Source organism: Kitasatospora sp. NEAU-CNBT7 (genome assembly GCF_057220535.1).
In genome coordinates this window covers 194,052-214,086 of record NZ_JBXQQB010000012.1, presented here as the reverse complement: position 1 = coordinate 214,086, position 20,035 = coordinate 194,052, and the positions used below count along the sequence as shown (strand labels likewise).

The 20,035-nt window shown below is 74.0% G+C and carries 21 protein-coding genes, 1 pseudogene and 1 riboswitch; of the genes and pseudogenes, 12 read left to right on the top strand and 10 right to left on the bottom strand.

Features of this window, described 5'->3' with window-relative positions:
- The first annotated feature begins 33 nt into the window (after window positions 1–33).
- Together AC2TEW_RS18510 and thiE (AC2TEW_RS18505) are read left to right on the top strand one after the other, a co-directional pair.
- Window positions 34–399 (top strand): Rv2175c family DNA-binding protein, encoded by a 366-nt coding sequence (locus AC2TEW_RS18510; RefSeq protein ID WP_033824699.1) that lies wholly within the window; start codon window positions 34–36, stop codon window positions 397–399.
- Complete coding sequence (gene thiE / locus AC2TEW_RS18505; protein ID WP_484624440.1) at window positions 396–1,043, top strand: thiamine phosphate synthase; 648 nt, start codon at window positions 396–398, stop codon at window positions 1,041–1,043. Before AC2TEW_RS18510 ends, thiE (AC2TEW_RS18505) begins: the two co-directional genes overlap by 4 nt.
- Before the next feature lie 236 nt (window positions 1,044–1,279).
- Here thiE (AC2TEW_RS18505) and AC2TEW_RS18500 read toward each other — a convergent pair whose 3' ends face one another.
- Window positions 1,280–2,386 (bottom strand): polyprenyl synthetase family protein, encoded by a 1,107-nt coding sequence (locus AC2TEW_RS18500; protein WP_484624439.1) that lies wholly within the window; start codon window positions 2,384–2,386, stop codon window positions 1,280–1,282.
- A 170-nt stretch (window positions 2,387–2,556) separates the two neighbouring features.
- Here AC2TEW_RS18500 and metF (AC2TEW_RS18495) point away from each other — a divergent pair, with 170 nt between their 5' ends.
- Both metF (AC2TEW_RS18495) and AC2TEW_RS18490 read left to right on the top strand, forming a co-directional pair.
- Complete coding sequence (gene metF / locus AC2TEW_RS18495; protein WP_063794515.1) at window positions 2,557–3,471, top strand: methylenetetrahydrofolate reductase [NAD(P)H]; 915 nt, start codon at window positions 2,557–2,559, stop codon at window positions 3,469–3,471.
- Between the two features lie 110 nt (window positions 3,472–3,581).
- A complete protein-coding gene (locus tag AC2TEW_RS18490; RefSeq protein WP_484624438.1) occupies window positions 3,582–4,379 on the top strand; it encodes a hypothetical protein in 798 nt (265 codons plus the stop codon).
- Window positions 4,380–4,425: 46 nt separating this feature from the next.
- Here AC2TEW_RS18490 and AC2TEW_RS18485 read toward each other — a convergent pair whose 3' ends face one another.
- On the bottom strand, window positions 4,426–4,593 hold the full coding sequence (locus AC2TEW_RS18485) for a hypothetical protein (RefSeq protein WP_484624457.1): 168 nt from the start codon (window positions 4,591–4,593) through the stop codon (window positions 4,426–4,428).
- Between the two features lie 60 nt (window positions 4,594–4,653).
- Here AC2TEW_RS18485 and AC2TEW_RS18480 point away from each other — a divergent pair.
- Together AC2TEW_RS18480 and AC2TEW_RS18475 are read left to right on the top strand one after the other, a co-directional pair.
- Window positions 4,654–5,706, top strand: a pseudogene (locus AC2TEW_RS18480) (class II 3-deoxy-7-phosphoheptulonate synthase); the annotation flags it as partial.
- 214 nt (window positions 5,707–5,920) lie between these two features.
- Window positions 5,921–6,157, top strand: coding sequence for a (2Fe-2S)-binding protein (locus tag AC2TEW_RS18475; protein WP_033824705.1), 237 nt, complete (start codon window positions 5,921–5,923; stop codon window positions 6,155–6,157).
- Between the two features lie 21 nt (window positions 6,158–6,178).
- Here AC2TEW_RS18475 and bfr read toward each other — a convergent pair whose 3' ends face one another.
- Window positions 6,179–6,658, bottom strand: a complete 480-nt coding sequence (gene bfr / locus AC2TEW_RS18470; protein ID WP_033824704.1) for a bacterioferritin — start codon at window positions 6,656–6,658, stop codon at window positions 6,179–6,181.
- A gap of 192 nt (window positions 6,659–6,850) precedes the next feature.
- On the opposite strand from bfr, the gene AC2TEW_RS18465 reads away from it, so the two are divergent.
- A complete protein-coding gene (locus AC2TEW_RS18465) occupies window positions 6,851–7,480 on the top strand; it encodes a sulfite oxidase-like oxidoreductase (protein ID WP_484624444.1) in 630 nt (209 codons plus the stop codon).
- Between the two features lie 22 nt (window positions 7,481–7,502).
- Here AC2TEW_RS18465 and pknB read toward each other — a convergent pair whose 3' ends face one another.
- The 4 genes from pknB to thiO form a co-directional block, all read right to left on the bottom strand.
- Window positions 7,503–9,248 carry a Stk1 family PASTA domain-containing Ser/Thr kinase gene (gene pknB / locus AC2TEW_RS18460; RefSeq protein WP_484624456.1) on the bottom strand — a complete coding sequence of 582 codons (1,746 nt, stop codon included), beginning with the start codon at window positions 9,246–9,248 and terminating at the stop codon, window positions 7,503–7,505.
- Between the two features lie 88 nt (window positions 9,249–9,336).
- Entirely contained in the window at window positions 9,337–10,134 is a 798-nt protein-coding gene (locus AC2TEW_RS18455) for a thiazole synthase (RefSeq protein WP_033824702.1), read from the bottom strand.
- 5 nt (window positions 10,135–10,139) lie between these two features.
- Window positions 10,140–10,349 carry a sulfur carrier protein ThiS gene (gene thiS, locus AC2TEW_RS18450; RefSeq protein WP_484624443.1) on the bottom strand — a complete coding sequence of 70 codons (210 nt, stop codon included), beginning with the start codon at window positions 10,347–10,349 and terminating at the stop codon, window positions 10,140–10,142.
- Window positions 10,346–11,524, bottom strand: a complete 1,179-nt coding sequence (gene thiO / locus AC2TEW_RS18445; protein WP_484624442.1) for a glycine oxidase ThiO — start codon at window positions 11,522–11,524, stop codon at window positions 10,346–10,348. Before thiO ends, thiS begins: the two co-directional genes overlap by 4 nt.
- A riboswitch (TPP riboswitch) is annotated at window positions 11,518–11,630 on the bottom strand. (Overlaps the previous gene by 7 nt.)
- 78 nt (window positions 11,631–11,708) lie before the next feature.
- Between thiO and AC2TEW_RS18440 the strand changes: the two genes are divergently transcribed.
- The 3 genes from AC2TEW_RS18440 (at window position 11,709) to thiE (AC2TEW_RS18430) (ending at window position 14,016) form a co-directional block, all read left to right on the top strand.
- Complete coding sequence (locus AC2TEW_RS18440) at window positions 11,709–12,914, top strand: NAD(P)/FAD-dependent oxidoreductase (RefSeq protein ID WP_484624441.1); 1,206 nt, start codon at window positions 11,709–11,711, stop codon at window positions 12,912–12,914.
- 92 nt (window positions 12,915–13,006) lie between these two features.
- A complete protein-coding gene (locus AC2TEW_RS18435) occupies window positions 13,007–13,372 on the top strand; it encodes an Rv2175c family DNA-binding protein (RefSeq protein ID WP_033824699.1) in 366 nt (121 codons plus the stop codon).
- The gene (thiE, locus tag AC2TEW_RS18430) at window positions 13,369–14,016 is read left to right on the top strand and encodes a thiamine phosphate synthase (RefSeq protein WP_484624440.1); all 648 of its coding nucleotides are present in this window, start codon (window positions 13,369–13,371) and stop codon (window positions 14,014–14,016) included. Before AC2TEW_RS18435 ends, thiE (AC2TEW_RS18430) begins: the two co-directional genes overlap by 4 nt.
- A gap of 236 nt (window positions 14,017–14,252) precedes the next feature.
- Here thiE (AC2TEW_RS18430) and AC2TEW_RS18425 read toward each other — a convergent pair whose 3' ends face one another.
- On the bottom strand, window positions 14,253–15,359 hold the full coding sequence (locus tag AC2TEW_RS18425; RefSeq protein ID WP_484624439.1) for a polyprenyl synthetase family protein: 1,107 nt from the start codon (window positions 15,357–15,359) through the stop codon (window positions 14,253–14,255).
- 170 nt (window positions 15,360–15,529) lie between these two features.
- Between AC2TEW_RS18425 and metF (AC2TEW_RS18420) the strand changes: the two genes are divergently transcribed.
- Both metF (AC2TEW_RS18420) and AC2TEW_RS18415 read left to right on the top strand, forming a co-directional pair.
- Window positions 15,530–16,444 carry a methylenetetrahydrofolate reductase [NAD(P)H] gene (metF, locus tag AC2TEW_RS18420; RefSeq protein WP_063794515.1) on the top strand — a complete coding sequence of 305 codons (915 nt, stop codon included), beginning with the start codon at window positions 15,530–15,532 and terminating at the stop codon, window positions 16,442–16,444.
- Window positions 16,445–16,554: 110 nt separating this feature from the next.
- A complete protein-coding gene (locus tag AC2TEW_RS18415; RefSeq protein WP_484624438.1) occupies window positions 16,555–17,352 on the top strand; it encodes a hypothetical protein in 798 nt (265 codons plus the stop codon).
- 46 nt (window positions 17,353–17,398) lie between these two features.
- On the opposite strand, the gene AC2TEW_RS18410 is transcribed toward AC2TEW_RS18415, so the two are convergent.
- Window positions 17,399–18,826: a phytoene desaturase family protein gene (locus tag AC2TEW_RS18410; protein WP_484624437.1), complete on the bottom strand. Its 1,428-nt coding sequence runs from the start codon at window positions 18,824–18,826 to the stop codon at window positions 17,399–17,401.
- Window positions 18,827–19,108: 282 nt separating this feature from the next.
- Complete coding sequence (locus AC2TEW_RS18405) at window positions 19,109–19,711, bottom strand: DUF4126 domain-containing protein (protein WP_484624436.1); 603 nt, start codon at window positions 19,709–19,711, stop codon at window positions 19,109–19,111.
- Between the last annotated feature and the right edge of the window lie 324 nt (window positions 19,712–20,035).

The window sequence follows — 20,035 nt, the reverse complement described above, 5'->3', positions numbered from 1 at the left end:
CGCGAGGGCCTCGGGAGGTGGCAGGCTGGGGGCGTGAGCAAGATTGATCCCAAGATTGAAGCCCTTGTCCCCGCGTGGCTCTACCTGCCCGACATCTCGGAGCTGTGGGGGGTGCAGATCACCGAGGTCCGGGACCAGGTGAGGAACCGGACCCTGCTGGCCGTCCGCCGCGGCGAGAACAACTCGCTGCAGGTGCCCGCCGACTTCATCGAGCCCACCGGGCCGGTGAAGCACCTGGTCGGGACGTTGACCGTGCTGCGCGACTGCGGGCTCAACGACGAGGAGATCCTCGAGTGGATGTTCACCGAGGACCCGTCGCTGCCCGGCAGCCCGATCCAGGCGCTGCGGGAGAACCGGGGCACCGAGGTGAAGCGCCGCGCCCAGGCGATGCTGCTGTGACGGCCGACCCCCGCACCGCGCTGGCGGACGCCCGGCTGTACCTGTGCACCGACGCCCGCCGCGAGCAGGGCGACCTGCCCGAGTTCCTGGACGCGGTGCTGGCCGGCGGCGTGGACATCGTCCAGCTGCGGGACAAGGGGCTGGAGGCGAAGCAGGAACTCGAGTACCTGGAGGTCTTCGCCGACGCGGCCCGCCGCCACGGCAAGCTCTTCTCGGTCAACGACCGGGCCGACGTGGCGCACGCGGCCCGGCCGCAGGTGCTGCACCTCGGGCAGGACGACCTGCCGGTGCCGGCGGCGCGGGCGATCCTCGGGCCCGACGTGCTGATCGGCCGCTCCTGCCACGCCGAGTCCGAGGTCGACACCGCGCTGACCGAGGCCGGCGTCGACTACTTCTGCACCGGCCCGGTCTGGCCCACCCCCACCAAGCCCGGCCGCCACGCACCGGGGCTCTCGCTGGTCTCGTACGCGGCGAAGCAGCCGACCGACCGGCCCTGGTTCGCCATCGGCGGCATCGACCTCACCAACCTGGACGAGGTCCTCGCGGCCGGCGCCGACCGGGTGGTCGTCGTCCGCGCCATCACGGCAGCCGACGACCCGGGCGCAGCCGCCGCCGAACTCGCCCGCCGCCTCCGCAACCGCTGACACCTCCCGGCGGACGCGCGGTGGATTTCAGGGGCGCCGGGGGGCACCCATAGGGGCGCTGGGGGCACCTCCCGGCCGAAGGCTGGGGGCGGAACTGCGCGAAACGGCAGGGCACCACCTGCAACTCGGTCACCGACCCCGGCTGAACGGTGATCCGCTTCCGACCTCGCGCAGTTCCCCGCGCCCCTGGGGGGTGCCCCCGTCTCCCGGTGGGCGCTCCTGGATTCCCCGGGGGGTCAGTACTTGCGGGTGGTGGCGGCTTCGGCGAGGGAGAGGAGGACGGTGCGGGTGGGGCCGGGGGCGAGGGGGGCGGCGTCCAGGGCGGCCAGGGACTCCCGCATCAGCTCGTCGATCCGCTTCTCCACCAGATCCGCCGCCCCGCTGCGCTCGACCAGCGCCCGCAGCACCGGCACCTCCTCGGCCGTCAGGTCCGCCGCGCCGAGCCGCTCGTCCAGGTGCCGCGCGTCCGCCGCGGGCAGGCCCCGCATGGCGTGGGCGACCAGCAGCGTCCGCTTGCCCTCGCGCAGGTCGTCGCCGGCCGGCTTCCCGGTGACCGCGGGGTCGCCGAAGACGCCGAGCAGGTCGTCGCGGAGCTGGAAGGCCTCGCCGAGCGGCAGGCCGAACGCGGCGTAGGCGGCGACCAGGTCGGGGCCGGCCCCGGCGAGGACGGCGCCGACCTGGAGCGGGCGCTCGATGGTGTACTTCGCGGACTTGTAGTGCAGGACGGTCCGGGCCCGGTCGAGGGCGTCGGGGTCGGCGGAGTCGCCGGCCACCGGTTCGAGGACGTCGAGGTACTGGCCGACCATGACCTCGGTGCGCATCAGGTCGAAGGCGGGCTTGGCGGCCCGGACGGCCTGCGGCGGCAGGCCGCAGTTGTTGAACAGCTCGTCGCACCAGATCAGCAGCAGGTCGCCGAGGAGGACGGCCGCGGAGGCGCCGTACTGTTCGCGGTCGCCGCGCCAGCCGCTGCTGCGGTGCAGCGCCTCGAACCGGCGGTGCACGGAGGGCAGGCCGCGGCGGGTGTCGCTGCGGTCCATCAGGTCGTCGTGGACGAGTGCACTCGCCTGGAGCAGTTCGAGGGCGGCGGCCGCCCGGGTGATGCCGGGGTCCCGGTCGCTGCCGCCGGCGCCGCGCCAGCCCCAGTAGCAGAAGGCCGGCCGCAGCCGTTTCCCGCCGTCGAGCAGGAAGTCGCGCAGGGCGTCGGCGACCGGGCGGAGCTGGGGGGAGATGCCGTCCAGCAGGGCCGTGCGGCCGTCCATGAACTCGGCGAGGGCCGTGTTGACGCGGGTCCGTACGGCTTCCGCGTCGAGGGGGTGGCTGGGCAGACCGGTGGGCGAACGCACGGGGAACTCCGGATCGATTGGCTGACAATCAGACTATCGGGGTGTCCGGCGGCCCTCTCACCACGGCGCCCGGCACCCGCCTCCCAGGGTGGCCGAAACCGTCTCGACGGGTGTCTCACTTGGTGGACCTCGTTTGGTCGGCCTCTCCGCATCCCGGCTAACCTGCGAGCATGGCACTAGGGATTCCCTCCACCAGGACCGACCGTGCGCAGACCGTGCGCGATCTGCTGGCGGCAGGTGACCGCTCGTTCTCGTTCGAGTTCATGCCCCCGCGCAGCGAGGAGGCCGAGCGCCGGCTCTGGGACGCGATCCGCCGGGTCGAGTCGCTCGATCCCAACTTCGTCTGCATGACCTACGGCGCCGGCGGCTCCTCCCGCGGCCGCACGGTCAACCTGGTCGGCCGGATCGCCACCGAGACCACGCTGACCCCGGTCGCCCACCTCACCGCGGTCGACCACTCGGTCGCCGAACTGCGCAACATCATCGGCCAGTACGCCGACGAGGGCGTGCGCAACGTCCTCGCGGTGCGCGGCGACCCGCCCGGCGACCCGATGGGCGAGTGGGTCCGCCACCCGGAGGGCGTCACCTTCGCGTACGAGCTGGTCGAGCTGATCAAGGGGATCGGCGACTTCTGCGTGGGCGTGGCCGCCTTCCCGCAGATGCACCCGCGCTCGGAGAACTGGGACGACGACATCCGGCACTTCGTCGCCAAGTGCCGGGCCGGTGCGGACTACGCGATCACCCAGATGTTCTTCGAGGTCGAGGACTACCTGCGGCTGCGCGACCGGGTCGCCGCCGCGGGCTGCGCGACGCCGATCATCCCGGAGATCATGCCGGTCACCAACATCAGGCAGCTGGAGCGCTTCCCGCAGCTGTCCGGCTCGGACTTCCCGCCCGAGCTGGTGGAGCGCTTCCTGGCGGTCGCCGACAACCCCGACGCGGTCCGGGCGATCGGCATCGAGCACGCCACGACCATGTCCGAGCGGCTGCTCGCGGAGGGCGCGCCCGGTCTGCACTTCATCACGCTGAACCACTCCACCTCGACCCTGGAGATCTACCAGAACCTCGGTCTGCACCAGCGCTGACCGCCCGCCCGCGGCCCGCCCCGCGCGGGGCCGCCGGGGATGTGGGTCTGCGGGCCGGGAGCGGGTACAGTCGCCCGCAACCGCGCGGTACGCGACTGGAGGTAGCGGGGATGGGCATCGGATACCTGCTGCTGTACGTCGCGTTGGCGCTGGTGGCGCTCTGGCTGGTGGCCGAACTGCTGCTGCAGAACCGCGCCCCGCTGCTCTGGCGGGCGCTCGCGCTGGCCGGATTCCTCTGCGTGGTCGCCGGGATGCGGCTGAGCTCGGTCCTGGTGATAGGGGCCGGAGCGGCCGTCTTCGCGGTCGGGCAGACCTTCGTCACGCTGGCGGTCAAGCGCGGCCGCCCGGTCGGCTGGTCGCTGCGCGGGGCCGACGGCTCCCTGCCGGGCCCGCTGGCCAGGGTTCCGCTGCTGGGCGCCGTCACCGGCGGCGCCGCCGCGGTGGCCGCCGTCGAGGCGGTGGCGCCGGTCGGCGAGGTCGGCCCGGTGGAGGCGGAGGAGGCCGAGGCCCCGTACGCCTACGAGGAGCTCCAGGAGATCGGCCCGGACGACGGCGTCTACACCGCGCAGCAGCCAGCCGCCTACCAGCAGGACCCGCAGCAGCCGCAGGAGCAGCAGGCCTACGCCTACGACGCCTACGGCCAGCCGCAGTACCAGCAGCAGGCCGCGCAGGGCTGGGAGTACCAGCAGCAGCAGCCGTACGGGTACGACGTGTACGGTCAGCCCGTCTACCAGCAGCAGTACCAGGACCCGTACGGCCAGCCGCAGTACCAGGACCCGTACGCGGCGCAGCAGCAGGCGGCGCAGGGCTGGGAGTACCAGCAGCAGCCGTACCAGGGCATCCCGCAGCAGCCGCAGGCCTCGCCCGAGTACCAGCCGCAGCCCTGGGACTACCAGCAGCAGGGCTGAGCCGGTCCCGGGGGCAGACCGGTCCCGACGGCGGGCCGGGGCGCGGTCAGGCCGGGCCGATCAGGCCCGCCGTGATCGAGGCGGACATGCCGACCCGGGCCAGCCCGCCGCCGGGGTGCGCGTGCGCGCCGACCAGGTACAGGCCGGGGACCGCCGCCCGGTTCGGGGCACCGAGATAGGCACCGCCCGCCCCGGCGAGCGCGGGCGGCGGCATCGGCGCGCTGATCCTGCTCTCGTACCGGCGGACCCGCCCGCGCAGGTCCGGGCCGGCCGCGGCCAGGCGGCCTCGGTGCCGGTGGTGAAGGTCGGCCGGATCGCCGGGCAGTACTCCAAGCCCCGCTCCAAGTCGACCGAGACCCGCGACGGTGTGACCCTGCCGGTCTACCGCGGCGACTCGGTGAACGGCTTCGAATTCACCCCGGAGTCCCGGATCCCGGACCCGGAGCGCCTGAAGCGGATGTACAACGCGTCCGCCGCGACGCTCAACCTGGTCCGCGCCTTCACCACCGGTGGCTACGCCGACCTGCGCCAGGTGCACGCCTGGAACCAGGACTTCGTGCGCAACTCGCCGGCCGGGCAGCGGTACGAGAAGCTGGCCCGCGAGATCGACAACGCGCTGGCCTTCATGAACGCCTGCGGGGTCGCCCCCGAGGAGTTCAAGACGGTCGAGTTCTTCTCCTCGCACGAGGCGCTGATCCTGGACTACGAGACCGCCCTCACCCGGACGGACTCGCGCACCGGCCACCTGTACGACGTCTCCGGCCACATGGTCTGGATCGGCGAGCGGACCCGGCAGCTGGACCACGCGCACATCGAGTTCGCCTCGAAGATCCGCAACCCGATCGGGGTCAAGCTCGGTCCGACCACCACGGTCGACGAGGCGCTCACCCTGATCGACCGGCTCGACCCGGAGCGCGAGCCGGGCCGCCTCACCTTCATCACCCGGATGGGTGCGGGCAAGGTCCGCGAGCACCTGCCCAACCTGGTCGAGAAGGTCACCGCGAGCGGTGCCCAGGTGGTCTGGATCTGCGACCCGATGCACGGCAACACCTACGAGGCCGAGACCGGGCACAAGACCCGCCGCTTCGACGACGTGCTCGACGAGGTCAAGGGCTTCTTCGAGGTGCACCGCGCGCTCGGCACCCACCCGGGCGGCATCCACGTCGAGCTGACCGGTGACGACGTCACCGAGTGCGTCGGCGGTGGCGACGAGGTGTTCGAGGACGACCTGCACCAGCGCTACGAGACGGCCTGCGACCCGCGGCTCAACCGCAGCCAGTCGCTGGACCTGGCGTTCCTGGTGGCGGAGATGTACCGCAGCCACTGAGACCCGCCGACGGCGCCGGCCCGCGCCGGTGTGACGAAAGCCCCTCCCCGCTCGGACGATCCGAGCGGGGAGGGGCTTTTTCCTGTGCCGATCGCCGGGTAAGGTAAGGCTTAGCGAGGTAAGGCAAGGCTTTGCTGATCTTGCTCGCCGTAGCGCCGGCACCGTCCAGTACCTGCACCGTCCAGCACCGCCAGCACCACCGGGAGAGACCGCGATGTACGTCTGCATGTGCCATGCGGTCACCGAGGCCCAGGTGAAGGACGAGATCGAGGCCGGCGCCGTCACCCCGCGCCAGATCGCCAAGGGCTGCAAGGCCGGCACCGACTGCGGTTCCTGCGTCCGGCGGATCCAGGCCCTGCTCGGGGAGCACGGTGCCCGCCCGTGCCCGACATCCAGGCTGGCGGCCCGGCTGGGGCTCGCCGAGCCGGACTCCGCGCCGCTGGCGGCGTAGCGCCGTAGCGGCGGGGGCGGGTCAGGACTCCGGCTGCTCGATCAGCTGGGCCAGGTAGAGCGGCTCGCCGAGCTTCTCCAGCAGTTCGAGCTGGGTGTCGAGGTAGTCGATGTGGTGCTCCTCGTCGGCCAGGATGTCCTCGAAGATGTTGGCCGAGGTGACGTCGTTCTTGGCGCGCATCACCACGATGCCCCGGCGCAGCCGGTCGATCGCCTCGACCTCGACCTGCCGGTCGGCCTCGAACATCTCCTTCACGGTCTGCCCGATCCGGACGTGGAACAGCCGCTGGTAGTTGGGCAGGCCGTCGAGGAACAGGATCCGGTCGGTGAGCGTCTCGGCGTGCTTCATCTCGTCGAAGGACTCGTGCCGGGTGTACTTGGCGAGCTTGGTCCAGCCGTTGTTCTCCTGCATCTTCGCGTGCAGGAAGTACTGGTTGATCGCGGTCAGCTCGGCGGTGAGCTGCTCGTTGAGGAATTCGATGACCTCGGGGTCGCCCTTCATGGCGGTGCCTTCCTTGTCCCATGCGTCGCACGCGCTACCGCGGTTGGTGGCATCGTGGCACCCTTGCGGCCGGTAATTCCAGTAAGTTCACACTCACTCGGACATGTGTCGTATTGTCCGATATCCGCCAATCGGGGGGCGTGCGCGAGGGGCGCGCGAGGTGCGGCGCCCGCCGTCTGTCACCATGGAGAGATGGGTCAGCACCAACCGGAACAGCCTCAGCCGTCTGACCCGCGGATCCCCCCGGGCCAGCGGCTGCAGCGCGGCTGGCCGGTGCTGCACTACGGACCGGTGCCCCGCTTCAAACCGCAGAGCTGGGACTTCCAGGTGTTCGGCGCGACCGCCTCCGCCGAGAAGCACAGCTGGGACTTCGCCGCCTTCCACGCCCTGCCCCGGGTCACCGTCCGCGGCGACCTGCACTGCGTGACCCGCTTCTCGATGCTCGGCAACGAGTGGGGCGGGGTCGCCGCCAAGACCGTCCTCGACCTGGTCCCGCCGGCCGCCGGCGTCACCCACGTGATGGTCTGGGCCGAGTACGGCTACAGCGCCAACCTGCGGCTCGCCGACTTCGCCGACCCCGGCACCGTCTTCGCCACCCACCACAACGACGAGCCGCTCACCCTGGAGCACGGCTTCCCGGTCCGGCTGGTGGTGCCGCACCTGTACGCCTGGAAGGGGCCCAAGTGGGTCCGCGCGGTCGAGTACATGCGGGCCGACCGCCGCGGCTTCTGGGAGGAGCGTGGCTACCACAACCTCGCCGACCCCTGGGCCGAGCAGCGCTACTCGTACCAGGAGGAGCCCGGCGACGGGCCGCTGCGCTGAGCCCGCTCCCCGCCGCCGCGCCCTAGAACAGGCTGAAGGAGATCGTCACCACGGTGCCCTGCGGGCGCGGCTGCCCGGCCGGCGGGGTCTGCGAGGAGACCTTCCCGGTACCGAACAGGTTGAGGCCCGCGGTCTGCACCTTGAACCCGGCGTCGGTGAGCGCCTTGGTGGCCGCGTCCTTGTCCATCCCGACCACGTTCGGCACCGGGACCTGGCCCTTGCTGACCACCAGCGCCACCGGCGCACCCACCGCGAGCTGCCCGCCCGTGGCCGGGGAGGCACTGATCACCGAACCCTTGGGCACCGCGTCGTCGAACGCCTCGGTCACCGTGCCCGGGGTCAGCCGGGCGTCGGTGAGCGCCTTGCGCGCCGCCTCCAGCGGCTTGCCGGCCAGCTCCGGCACCTGGACCCGCTCCGGACCCCGGGAGAGCACCACCCGCACCGAGTCGCTCTTGCGGGCCCGCTGCCCGACCCCGGGGTCGGTCGAGATCACCTGCCCGGCCTGCACCGACTCGCTGAACTCCTGGACGTAGGTGCCGTGCAGCCCGGCCTTGTCGAGGGTCGCCTGGGCCTGCGCCTGGGACTGCCCGAGCACGGCGGGCACCGTGGTGTACACCGCGCCCGACAGCAGGTACGTGGTGACGGCGACCGCCGCCAGCAGCACCGCGATCGCACCCGCCCAGACGAACGGCTTGCGCGAGCGGCGCGGACGCGGCGGGCGGACCCGGCGCAGCTGCACGGTGTGGTGCGCGGCGGGCTCGTCCACCGGCGGGCGCGGCGGCAGCAGGTCCGGCGGCACCTCCAGCACGCTGGTCCGCTCCACCGGCGGCGAGATCACCGAGGTGACCTCGCCGGTCGAGTACTGCGGCGTCAGCCGGGAGGAGGCCGGCGGCTCCGCGTCCAGCTGGGCCTGGCTCAGCGTGCGCCGGGCCCGCTGCAGGGTGGCCAGCAGCTCCACCGCGTCCCAGGGCCGGGCCTCGGGGTCGTGGGCGGTGGCGGCGGCCACTATCGCGTCCAGCTCCGGGCCCACCGCCGGGGCGGACAGCGACGGCGCCGGGACCCGCTCGTGCAGGTGCTGGTACATCACCTGGGCGGGGTGGTCGCCGGAGTGCGGCTTGGTGCCGGTGAGCAGCTCGTACAGCAGGATGCCGGCCGCGTACACGTCGACCCGCTGGTCGGTCGGGGCCTGCCGGATCTGCTCCGGGGCCAGGTACGAGACGGTGCCGAGCACGGTGCCCGCCTCGGTGGTGCTGGTGACCTCGCCGCCGGCCGCCGAGAGCAGCCGGACCAGGCCGAAGTCGGCGACCTTGACCATGCCGCCCTCGGTGATCAGGACGTTCTCCGGCTTGATGTCCCGGTGCACCAGGCCGGCCCGGTGGGCGGCGCCGAGCGCGGCCAGGATCGGCTCCATCACGTCCAGCGCGGCCCGCACCGACAGCGCGCCCCGGTCGCGCAACACGTCCCGCAGGTTGGAACCGGGCACGTACTCCATCGCCAGGAAGACGGTCTGGCCGTCGGCGCCCTGGTCGAAGACGTTCACCACGTTGGGGTGGGCCAGCCGGGCGATGGCCTTGGCCTCGCGGATGAACCGGGCCGTGAAGTCGCTGTCGCCGACCAGCGACGGGTGCATCACCTTCAGCGCCACCACCCGGTCCAGCCGGGTGTCCAGCCCCCGGTAGACCGTGGACATCCCACCGGCGGCGACCCGCTGCTCGATCCGGTACCGGCCGTCGAGCAGCGTTCCGATCAGGGGGTCGCGCAGCGTCATGTCCACCAGAGGAGTGTAGAGGCGCAGGCCCCGGGCGGGCCCGGGGCCTGCCCGTCGCGGGCCGGTCTGTGCCGAAGTTGAGACCCGGTCAGAACGCCGGGCGCTCCCGCACGTCCAGTTCGGCCCGGCCGGCCATCGCCGAGGAGGCCTCGGCGTGGAACCGGCGCGGGATCCGCCCGGCCCGGTGGGCGAGCCGCCCGGCCTCCACGCCCCGGCGCATCGCCTCGGCCATCAGCACCGGGTCCTGGGCCCGGGTCACCGCGGAGGCCAGCATCACCGCGGCGCAGCCCAGCTCCATCGCCAGCGCCACGTCGGAGGCGGTGCCGGCGCCCGCGTCCAGCACCACCGGGACGCCCGCGTTCTCCACGATCAGCTGGAAGTTGTGCGGGTTGCGGATCCCGAGGCCGGAGCCGATCGGCGAACCCAGCGGCATGATCGCCGCACAGCCGACGTCCTCCAGCTTGCGGGCCAGCACCGGGTCGTCGTTGGTGTACGGCAGCACCGTGAAGCCGTCGTCGACCAGCGTCTCGGCGGCGTCCAGCAGCTCGATCGGGTCGGGCAGCAGGGTCCGCTCGTCGGCGATCACCTCCAGCTTCACCCAGTCCGTGCCGAGCGCCTCGCGGGCGAGCCGGGCGGTCAGCACCGCCTCCCCGGCGGTGAAGCAGCCGGCCGTGTTGGGCAGCACCCGGATGCCGTTGCGGGTCAGCACGTCGAGCACCGACCCCTGGGTGCCGGGGTCGACGCGGCGCATCGCGACCGTGGTCAGCTCGGTCCCGGAGACCAGCAGCGCCTGCTCCAGCACGTCCAGGCTGGGGGCGCCGCCGGTGCCCATGATCAGCCGGGAGGTGAAGGCCGTCCCGGCGATGGTGAGAACGTCGTCCGCCACGGCGCTCAGCCGCCCTGGACGGCGGTGAGGATCTCGACCCGGTCGCCGGCGCTCAGCACCGTCGCGGTCCACGACCCGCGCGGCACCACCGCCTCGTTGAGCGCCGCGGCCACCCCCGAGGGCGCCTTGCTCAGCTGGGCCACCACCTCGGCCAGCGTGGTCGAGGCGGGCAGCTCGCGGGGCTCGCCGTTGACGGTGAGCGGAATCTGGTTCATGACGGGACCTCTGCGGTGAAGCGGCTGGGGGAGAAGGGGGCGGCGAGTCCGGGCAGCACACCGGTGGCCAGCTGCTCGGCGATCAGATCGGCGGTGACCGGGGTGAGCAGCACGCCGTTGCGGTAGTGGCCGGTGGCGGCGGTGAGGCCGGGCAGTGCGGTCGGGCCGAGCAGCGGGGCGTTGTCGGGCGAGCCGGGCCGCAGCCCGGCACCGGTCTCCGCCAGCGGCAGCTCGGTGATGCCGGGGATCAGCTCGTGCGCGTCGCGCAGCAGCTCGTACACGCCGCCGGCGGTGACGGTGGTGTCGTGGCCCAGCTCCTCGCTGGTCGCCCCGATCACCAGCTCGCCGTCGGCCCGCGGCACCAGGTAGATGTGCTGCCCGCGCACCACGGCCCGCACGTTGCGGGACAGGAACGGCGCGTACGGCTGCGGGATCCGCAGCCGCAGCACCTGGCCCTTGACCGGACGGACCGGCGGCAGCACCCCGGCGGGCAGCCCCGGCAGCAGGTGGCTGCGGCAGCCCGCCGCCAGGACCAGCTGCCCGGCGGTGAGCTCGGAGCCGTCGGCCAGCCGGACCCCGGTGGCCCGGCCGTCCTCGACCAGCAGCGCGGCGGCCTCGGACCGGTGCAGCAGCACGCCCTCGCGTTCGCACGCGGCCAGCAGGGCCTTCGCCAGCCGCCGGCCGTCCACCTGGTGATCGCCCGTCACCTGCAGCCCGCCGCGCACTCCCGGGGCCAGCATCGGCTCGAGCTTGCGGCACTCGCGGCCGGTCAGCCAGTGCGACTCCAGTCCGAGCCGCTGGTGGAAGGCGAGCAGCTCGCGCAGCTCCTCGCGGTCGTCGGAGTCCAGCGCCACCGCCAGCGTGCCGGTCCGGCGGTAGCCGGTGTCCAGGCCGGTGGCGGCGGTCAGCTCCGCGGCGAAGTCGGCGTACCGCTCGTTCGACGCCATCCCGAGCCGCAGCAGCGGCTCCTCGCCGTACTGCAGCTCCGTGACCGGCGCCAGCATGCCGGCCGCGACCTGCGCCGCCCCGCCGCCCGGCGCCGGGTCGACGACAGCGACCGCCAGTCCGCGCTGCGCCGTCCGCCAGGCCACGCCCAGGCCGATGATCCCGCCGCCGATCACCAGCACGTCGGGCGTGCGCGCCGCCGGCGTCCCGGCCGCAGATGTCCGTGCCAAAGTCGGTAACTCCCTTCGCCGGCATGACCCGGATCAGGTTCGGACGGTCGCAGGCCGCACCAGCCCGCCTCTCAGCCCGGTGCACCGGGCTCCCGTGTGAGGTGCCCGTCCACCATAACGCCGGGCGCCGCCCATCCCGAAGGTGCGTACGGAGGGTGGACACCCCGCTGGATAGGCTGACCCGGTGGTCGAACTGAAGAGAACCGGACGAGTGGTCGTGGTCGGGGCGGGCATGGCGGGCGCCCAGGCCGCCCTGGGCCTGCGGCGCGGAGGCTGGGAGGGCCGGATCTCGCTGCTCGGCGACGAGCCGCACCGCCCCTACGACCGGCCGCCGCTCTCCAAGAACGTGCTGCTCGGCCAGGCCGACAGCACCGCCTTCGACATCGACTGGGACCACCTCGGCATCGACCTGCTGCCCGGCCGCCGCGCCCTCGCCCTCCACCCCGGGGTGCTGCACACCGACGCCGGCGAGCTCCCGTACGACGGCCTGGTGATCGCCACCGGCGCCGCCCCCCGGCCGCTGCCCGGCGCCCCCGGCGCCCGCCTGCTGCGCACCCTGGACGATGCCCTCGCGCTGCGGGAACGGCTGCGCCCGGGCGTGCGGCTGGTGCTCGCCGGGGCCGGCTGGATCGGCGCGGAGACCGCGACGGTGGCCCGGCAGCTCGGCTGCGAGGTGACCGTGGTCGAGGCGGGACCGGCCCCGCTGGCCGGAGCGCTGCCCGGACCCGTCGGCGCGGCGATGGCCGGCTGGTACGCCGCCGCCGGGGTCGACCTGCGCTGCGGGGTCGGCGTCCTGGCGGCCGAACCCGCGGCGGTGGTGCTCACCGACGGCACCCGGCTGGCCGCCGACGAACTGCTGGTCGGCGTCGGCGCCCGTCCCGCCACCGGCTGGCTGGCCGGTTCCGCGGTGGAACTCGACCCCGACGGCGCGATCCTGGTCGACGACCGGCTGCGCACCACCGCCCCCGGCGTGTGGGCGGTGGGCGACTGCGTCTCCTACCCCTCGGCCCGCTCCGGCACCCGGCTGGCCGTCCAGCACTGGGACCACGCGCTGCAGTCCGGCGGCGCCGCGGCCGCCGTGATGCTCGGCGCCGACACCCCCTACGACCCGGTGCCGTACTTCTGGTCCGAGCAGTTCGGGCACATGGTCCAGTACGCGGGCCGGCACGCCGGTGCCGACGAGCTGATCCACCGCGGCTCGCCCGAGGAGGCGTCCTGGTCGGTGCTGTGGCTGCGTCAGGGGGCGCTGGTCGCGACCCTGTCGGTGGACCGCCCGCGCGACCTCAACCAGGCCAAGCGGCTGATCGACCGGGGTGCGGTGCTCGACCGCGCCCTGGCCGCGGACCCGTCCGTCCAGCTCAAGGCGGCGGCCGCCGGACCGGGGTCCTGACCGGGGGCCGGCCGGGTGGCCGACCGGGGGAGCGGCGGGGCCCGGCCGGGGAGGTGGTGCGCGAGGGCCTCGGGAGGTGGCAGGCTGGGGGCGTGAGCAAGATTGATCCCAAGATTGAAGCCCTTGTCCCCGCGTGGCTCTACCTGCCCGACATCTCGGAGCTGTGGGGGGTGCAGATCACCGAGGTCCGGGACCAGGTGAGGAACCGGACCCTGCTGGCCGTCCGCCGCGGCGAGAACAACTCGCTGCAGGTGCCCGCCGACTTCATCGAGCCCACCGGGCCGGTGAAGCACCTGGTCGGGACGTTGACCGTGCTGCGCGACTGCGGGCTCAACGACGAGGAGATCCTCGAGTGGATGTTCACCGAGGACCCGTCGCTGCCCGGCAGCCCGATCCAGGCGCTGCGGGAGAACCGGGGCACCGAGGTGAAGCGCCGCGCCCAGGCGATGCTGCTGTGACGGCCGACCCCCGCACCGCGCTGGCGGACGCCCGGCTGTACCTGTGCACCGACGCCCGCCGCGAGCAGGGCGACCTGCCCGAGTTCCTGGACGCGGTGCTGGCCGGCGGCGTGGACATCGTCCAGCTGCGGGACAAGGGGCTGGAGGCGAAGCAGGAACTCGAGTACCTGGAGGTCTTCGCCGACGCGGCCCGCCGCCACGGCAAGCTCTTCTCGGTCAACGACCGGGCCGACGTGGCGCACGCGGCCCGGCCGCAGGTGCTGCACCTCGGGCAGGACGACCTGCCGGTGCCGGCGGCGCGGGCGATCCTCGGGCCCGACGTGCTGATCGGCCGCTCCTGCCACGCCGAGTCCGAGGTCGACACCGCGCTGACCGAGGCCGGCGTCGACTACTTCTGCACCGGCCCGGTCTGGCCCACCCCCACCAAGCCCGGCCGCCACGCACCGGGGCTCTCGCTGGTCTCGTACGCGGCGAAGCAGCCGACCGACCGGCCCTGGTTCGCCATCGGCGGCATCGACCTCACCAACCTGGACGAGGTCCTCGCGGCCGGCGCCGACCGGGTGGTCGTCGTCCGCGCCATCACGGCAGCCGACGACCCGGGCGCAGCCGCCGCCGAACTCGCCCGCCGCCTCCGCAACCGCTGACACCTCCCGGCGGACGCGCGGTGGATTTCAGGGGCGCCGGGGGGCACCCATAGGGGCGCTGGGGGCACCTCCCGGCCGAAGGCTGGGGGCGGAACTGCGCGAAACGGCAGGGCACCACCTGCAACTCGGTCACCGACCCCGGCTGAACGGTGATCCGCTTCCGACCTCGCGCAGTTCCCCGCGCCCCTGGGGGGTGCCCCCGTCTCCCGGTGGGCGCTCCTGGATTCCCCGGGGGGTCAGTACTTGCGGGTGGTGGCGGCTTCGGCGAGGGAGAGGAGGACGGTGCGGGTGGGGCCGGGGGCGAGGGGGGCGGCGTCCAGGGCGGCCAGGGACTCCCGCATCAGCTCGTCGATCCGCTTCTCCACCAGATCCGCCGCCCCGCTGCGCTCGACCAGCGCCCGCAGCACCGGCACCTCCTCGGCCGTCAGGTCCGCCGCGCCGAGCCGCTCGTCCAGGTGCCGCGCGTCCGCCGCGGGCAGGCCCCGCATGGCGTGGGCGACCAGCAGCGTCCGCTTGCCCTCGCGCAGGTCGTCGCCGGCCGGCTTCCCGGTGACCGCGGGGTCGCCGAAGACGCCGAGCAGGTCGTCGCGGAGCTGGAAGGCCTCGCCGAGCGGCAGGCCGAACGCGGCGTAGGCGGCGACCAGGTCGGGGCCGGCCCCGGCGAGGACGGCGCCGACCTGGAGCGGGCGCTCGATGGTGTACTTCGCGGACTTGTAGTGCAGGACGGTCCGGGCCCGGTCGAGGGCGTCGGGGTCGGCGGAGTCGCCGGCCACCGGTTCGAGGACGTCGAGGTACTGGCCGACCATGACCTCGGTGCGCATCAGGTCGAAGGCGGGCTTGGCGGCCCGGACGGCCTGCGGCGGCAGGCCGCAGTTGTTGAACAGCTCGTCGCACCAGATCAGCAGCAGGTCGCCGAGGAGGACGGCCGCGGAGGCGCCGTACTGTTCGCGGTCGCCGCGCCAGCCGCTGCTGCGGTGCAGCGCCTCGAACCGGCGGTGCACGGAGGGCAGGCCGCGGCGGGTGTCGCTGCGGTCCATCAGGTCGTCGTGGACGAGTGCACTCGCCTGGAGCAGTTCGAGGGCGGCGGCCGCCCGGGTGATGCCGGGGTCCCGGTCGCTGCCGCCGGCGCCGCGCCAGCCCCAGTAGCAGAAGGCCGGCCGCAGCCGTTTCCCGCCGTCGAGCAGGAAGTCGCGCAGGGCGTCGGCGACCGGGCGGAGCTGGGGGGAGATGCCGTCCAGCAGGGCCGTGCGGCCGTCCATGAACTCGGCGAGGGCCGTGTTGACGCGGGTCCGTACGGCTTCCGCGTCGAGGGGGTGGCTGGGCAGACCGGTGGGCGAACGCACGGGGAACTCCGGATCGATTGGCTGACAATCAGACTATCGGGGTGTCCGGCGGCCCTCTCACCACGGCGCCCGGCACCCGCCTCCCAGGGTGGCCGAAACCGTCTCGACGGGTGTCTCACTTGGTGGACCTCGTTTGGTCGGCCTCTCCGCATCCCGGCTAACCTGCGAGCATGGCACTAGGGATTCCCTCCACCAGGACCGACCGTGCGCAGACCGTGCGCGATCTGCTGGCGGCAGGTGACCGCTCGTTCTCGTTCGAGTTCATGCCCCCGCGCAGCGAGGAGGCCGAGCGCCGGCTCTGGGACGCGATCCGCCGGGTCGAGTCGCTCGATCCCAACTTCGTCTGCATGACCTACGGCGCCGGCGGCTCCTCCCGCGGCCGCACGGTCAACCTGGTCGGCCGGATCGCCACCGAGACCACGCTGACCCCGGTCGCCCACCTCACCGCGGTCGACCACTCGGTCGCCGAACTGCGCAACATCATCGGCCAGTACGCCGACGAGGGCGTGCGCAACGTCCTCGCGGTGCGCGGCGACCCGCCCGGCGACCCGATGGGCGAGTGGGTCCGCCACCCGGAGGGCGTCACCTTCGCGTACGAGCTGGTCGAGCTGATCAAGGGGATCGGCGACTTCTGCGTGGGCGTGGCCGCCTTCCCGCAGATGCACCCGCGCTCGGAGAACTGGGACGACGACATCCGGCACTTCGTCGCCAAGTGCCGGGCCGGTGCGGACTACGCGATCACCCAGATGTTCTTCGAGGTCGAGGACTACCTGCGGCTGCGCGACCGGGTCGCCGCCGCGGGCTGCGCGACGCCGATCATCCCGGAGATCATGCCGGTCACCAACATCAGGCAGCTGGAGCGCTTCCCGCAGCTGTCCGGCTCGGACTTCCCGCCCGAGCTGGTGGAGCGCTTCCTGGCGGTCGCCGACAACCCCGACGCGGTCCGGGCGATCGGCATCGAGCACGCCACGACCATGTCCGAGCGGCTGCTCGCGGAGGGCGCGCCCGGTCTGCACTTCATCACGCTGAACCACTCCACCTCGACCCTGGAGATCTACCAGAACCTCGGTCTGCACCAGCGCTGACCGCCCGCCCGCGGCCCGCCCCGCGCGGGGCCGCCGGGGATGTGGGTCTGCGGGCCGGGAGCGGGTACAGTCGCCCGCAACCGCGCGGTACGCGACTGGAGGTAGCGGGGATGGGCATCGGATACCTGCTGCTGTACGTCGCGTTGGCGCTGGTGGCGCTCTGGCTGGTGGCCGAACTGCTGCTGCAGAACCGCGCCCCGCTGCTCTGGCGGGCGCTCGCGCTGGCCGGATTCCTCTGCGTGGTCGCCGGGATGCGGCTGAGCTCGGTCCTGGTGATAGGGGCCGGAGCGGCCGTCTTCGCGGTCGGGCAGACCTTCGTCACGCTGGCGGTCAAGCGCGGCCGCCCGGTCGGCTGGTCGCTGCGCGGGGCCGACGGCTCCCTGCCGGGCCCGCTGGCCAGGGTTCCGCTGCTGGGCGCCGTCACCGGCGGCGCCGCCGCGGTGGCCGCCGTCGAGGCGGTGGCGCCGGTCGGCGAGGTCGGCCCGGTGGAGGCGGAGGAGGCCGAGGCCCCGTACGCCTACGAGGAGCTCCAGGAGATCGGCCCGGACGACGGCGTCTACACCGCGCAGCAGCCAGCCGCCTACCAGCAGGACCCGCAGCAGCCGCAGGAGCAGCAGGCCTACGCCTACGACGCCTACGGCCAGCCGCAGTACCAGCAGCAGGCCGCGCAGGGCTGGGAGTACCAGCAGCAGCAGCCGTACGGGTACGACGTGTACGGTCAGCCCGTCTACCAGCAGCAGTACCAGGACCCGTACGGCCAGCCGCAGTACCAGGACCCGTACGCGGCGCAGCAGCAGGCGGCGCAGGGCTGGGAGTACCAGCAGCAGCCGTACCAGGGCATCCCGCAGCAGCCGCAGGCCTCGCCCGAGTACCAGCCGCAGCCCTGGGACTACCAGCAGCAGGGCTGAGCCGGTCCCGGGGGCAGACCGGTCCCGACGGCGGGCCGGGGCGCGGTCAGGCCGGGCCGATCAGGCCCGCCGTGATCGAGGCGGACATGCCGACCCGGGCCAGCCCGCCGCCGGGGTGCGCGTGCGCGCCGACCAGGTACAGGCCGGGGACCGCCGCCCGGTTCGGGGCACCGAGATAGGCACCGCCCGCCCCGGCGAGCGCGGGCGGCGGCATCGGCGCGCTGATCCTGCTCTCGTACCGGCGGACCCGCCCGCGCAGGTCCGGGCCGGCCGCGGCCAGGTGGCCGAGGAGCCCGTCGGTGTAGGACTCCAGCTCGGCCGGACCGGGTTCGCCCTGCTCGGGGACGGTGACGGTCAGGGTGACCGCCTCGTGCCCGCCGGAGGGGACCAGCGAGGCGTCGTCGGGCCGCAGCACCTGGACGGTCGGCCGCTCGGGCAGGACACCCGCCCCGAACACCTGCTCCCACTCGCGCGCCGGGTCGGCGGCGTGCACCACGGTCCGGTGCGGGGTACCGGCGGGCCGCGCGCCGTCGAGGGCGAGGAAGACCGTCAGCAACCGGGCCCCGGCCGACGGGACCGGCCGGGACGAGGGCCCGGGGACCAGCCGGTCGTGCCCGCCGGCTGCGACCACCAGGTCCGCGTCGAGCGGCTTCCCGTCCGCCAGCACCCCGCTCACCCGGCCGCCGGCGGTCAGCACCTCGGTCACCGGGGTGCCGAAGCGGAACTCCACCCCGCGCAGCTCGCACCGCCGGTACACCGCCTCGGCCAGCGCCCGGATGCCCCCGCGGACGTACCAGACGCCGAAGGACTGCTCCATGTACGGCAGCACGGTCGCCCCGGCGGGGGCCTCGCGCGGGTCCAGGCCGAAGCGCAGCGCGTACTCGTGCAGCAGCTGGGCCGGGCCGGGGTGCCCGCCCAGTTCGTGGCGGGCGACCTCGGCCAGCGTGGACCCGGGGCGGCGGCGCAGCCGGGCCAGGCCGCGCCGGGGGGCGGCGGGGTAGGGGTCGGTGCGCAGCGGCGAGGTGTCGTCCGGGAGGGGTTCCTCCAGCAGCGGGCGGCGGGTGGCCTCCCAGACCGCCCGGCCCCGGTTCATCACCTCGGCCCAGGCGGCGCCCGAGCCCGCGCCGAACGCGGCGTCCAGCGCCTGGCCGACGCCGCCGCGGGAGGCGTTGGGCAGCAGCAGGTCGGTGCCGTCGGGGAACAGGTGACGGCTCTCCGGGTCGACCGGCGCGAGCCCGACCAGCTGCTCCAGCGGCTCCTTGCCGGTCTTCAGCGCGAGGTCGCGGTAGACCGCGGGCAGCGTGAGCAGGGTCGGGCCGGTGTCGAAGCGGAAGCCGTCGAACTCGTGCCGCCCGGCCTGCCCGCCGTACGTGCCGGAGGCCTCGCAGACCGTCACCCGGTGCCCGAGGGTGGCCAGCCTGGCGGCGGCCGCGAGCCCGCTCATTCCCGCGCCGATGATGACGATCCGTGCCATGGCAGAAGATCCTAGGCCGTACCGGACCCGGCTCCGGCCGGCACCCGGGCGCGCGACGGACCTGGCCCGCCGGCGGCCGCGCCTGCCGGAGGTCGGTTCCGTCATTGGCCGGGTTCGGCTGCCCGCCGGGCCGGTGCGCGGCGGATCGGTGCGCGGCGGTGGGCGACGGGCCGGGCGTGCCGGTGAAGGGCCTCGTGCCGGGCCGCACCCGGGCGCTGGCGTCGGTGGGTCCGCCCGGCAGGACCGGGGGCGTCCTCCGGCGGGGCGCCTCCGGGACCCGCCCTACGCCACCGCGGCGGCCGCGCGGCCGGCCCGGCGTTCGCGGCGGCGCTGCAGGAAGCGCCGGATGCGGGAGACCGCCAGCAGCACCAGCAGCACCCCGAGCACCAGCAGCACCGCGGCGATCGAGGCGGCCGCCCACGGGTGGAAGACCGCCAGGGTGACCAGACCGGCCACCGAGAGGTCCTCCAGCAGGCTGACGATGATGTTGGAGGCGGGCTCCGGCGAGGTGTTGACGGCCATCCGCAGCGAGGCCTTGGTCAGATGGCTGACCAGCGCGGTGGTGCCGCCCACCGCCCCCGCGGCGACCTCGCCCAGCGAGCCGGGGTCGTGCGAGGCCATCAGGGCGGCCACGGTGGCGCCGGCGGCCGGGCGGATCACGGTGTGCACGGCGTCCCAGACGGTGTCCACGTACGGGATCTTGTCGGCCACGGCCTCGCAGAGGAACAGCGCGCAGGCGGCCAGCAGCACATCGGTGCGCTCCAGCGCCGGCGGCACGCTGTCCGCCCCGCCGAAGCGGCCGAACAGGCCCAGCAGCAGCACCACGGCATAGGCGTTGATCCCGCTCGCCCAGCCGCTGGTGAAGACCAACGGAATGATGCTCAACTCTGTGCTCCCCTTCACCGCCGCCGCACCGGCCCCCGGCCGGCCGGGCCACACCGTACCCGTACCGGGCCCGGCGCTGTCAGGACGCCGCGGGCGGCGCCGCGGTTGCACCCCGCCCGGTCCCGTCCCGGGTGCGCCGGAACTGAGTACGGATACTCAGTCTCGCACTTGAGTACCCCGACGGATGCCGTCCCACCTGCGAGGACGGCAGAGTGTGCGGGGCGCTGCCGGTCCTGGGGGGACGGCGGCGCGGGGGGAGATTCGGGGCGACGCGGCGTGCGGCCGCGCGCCCCGACTCGGCCTGCCGGGGGGCGGTGCCCGGTC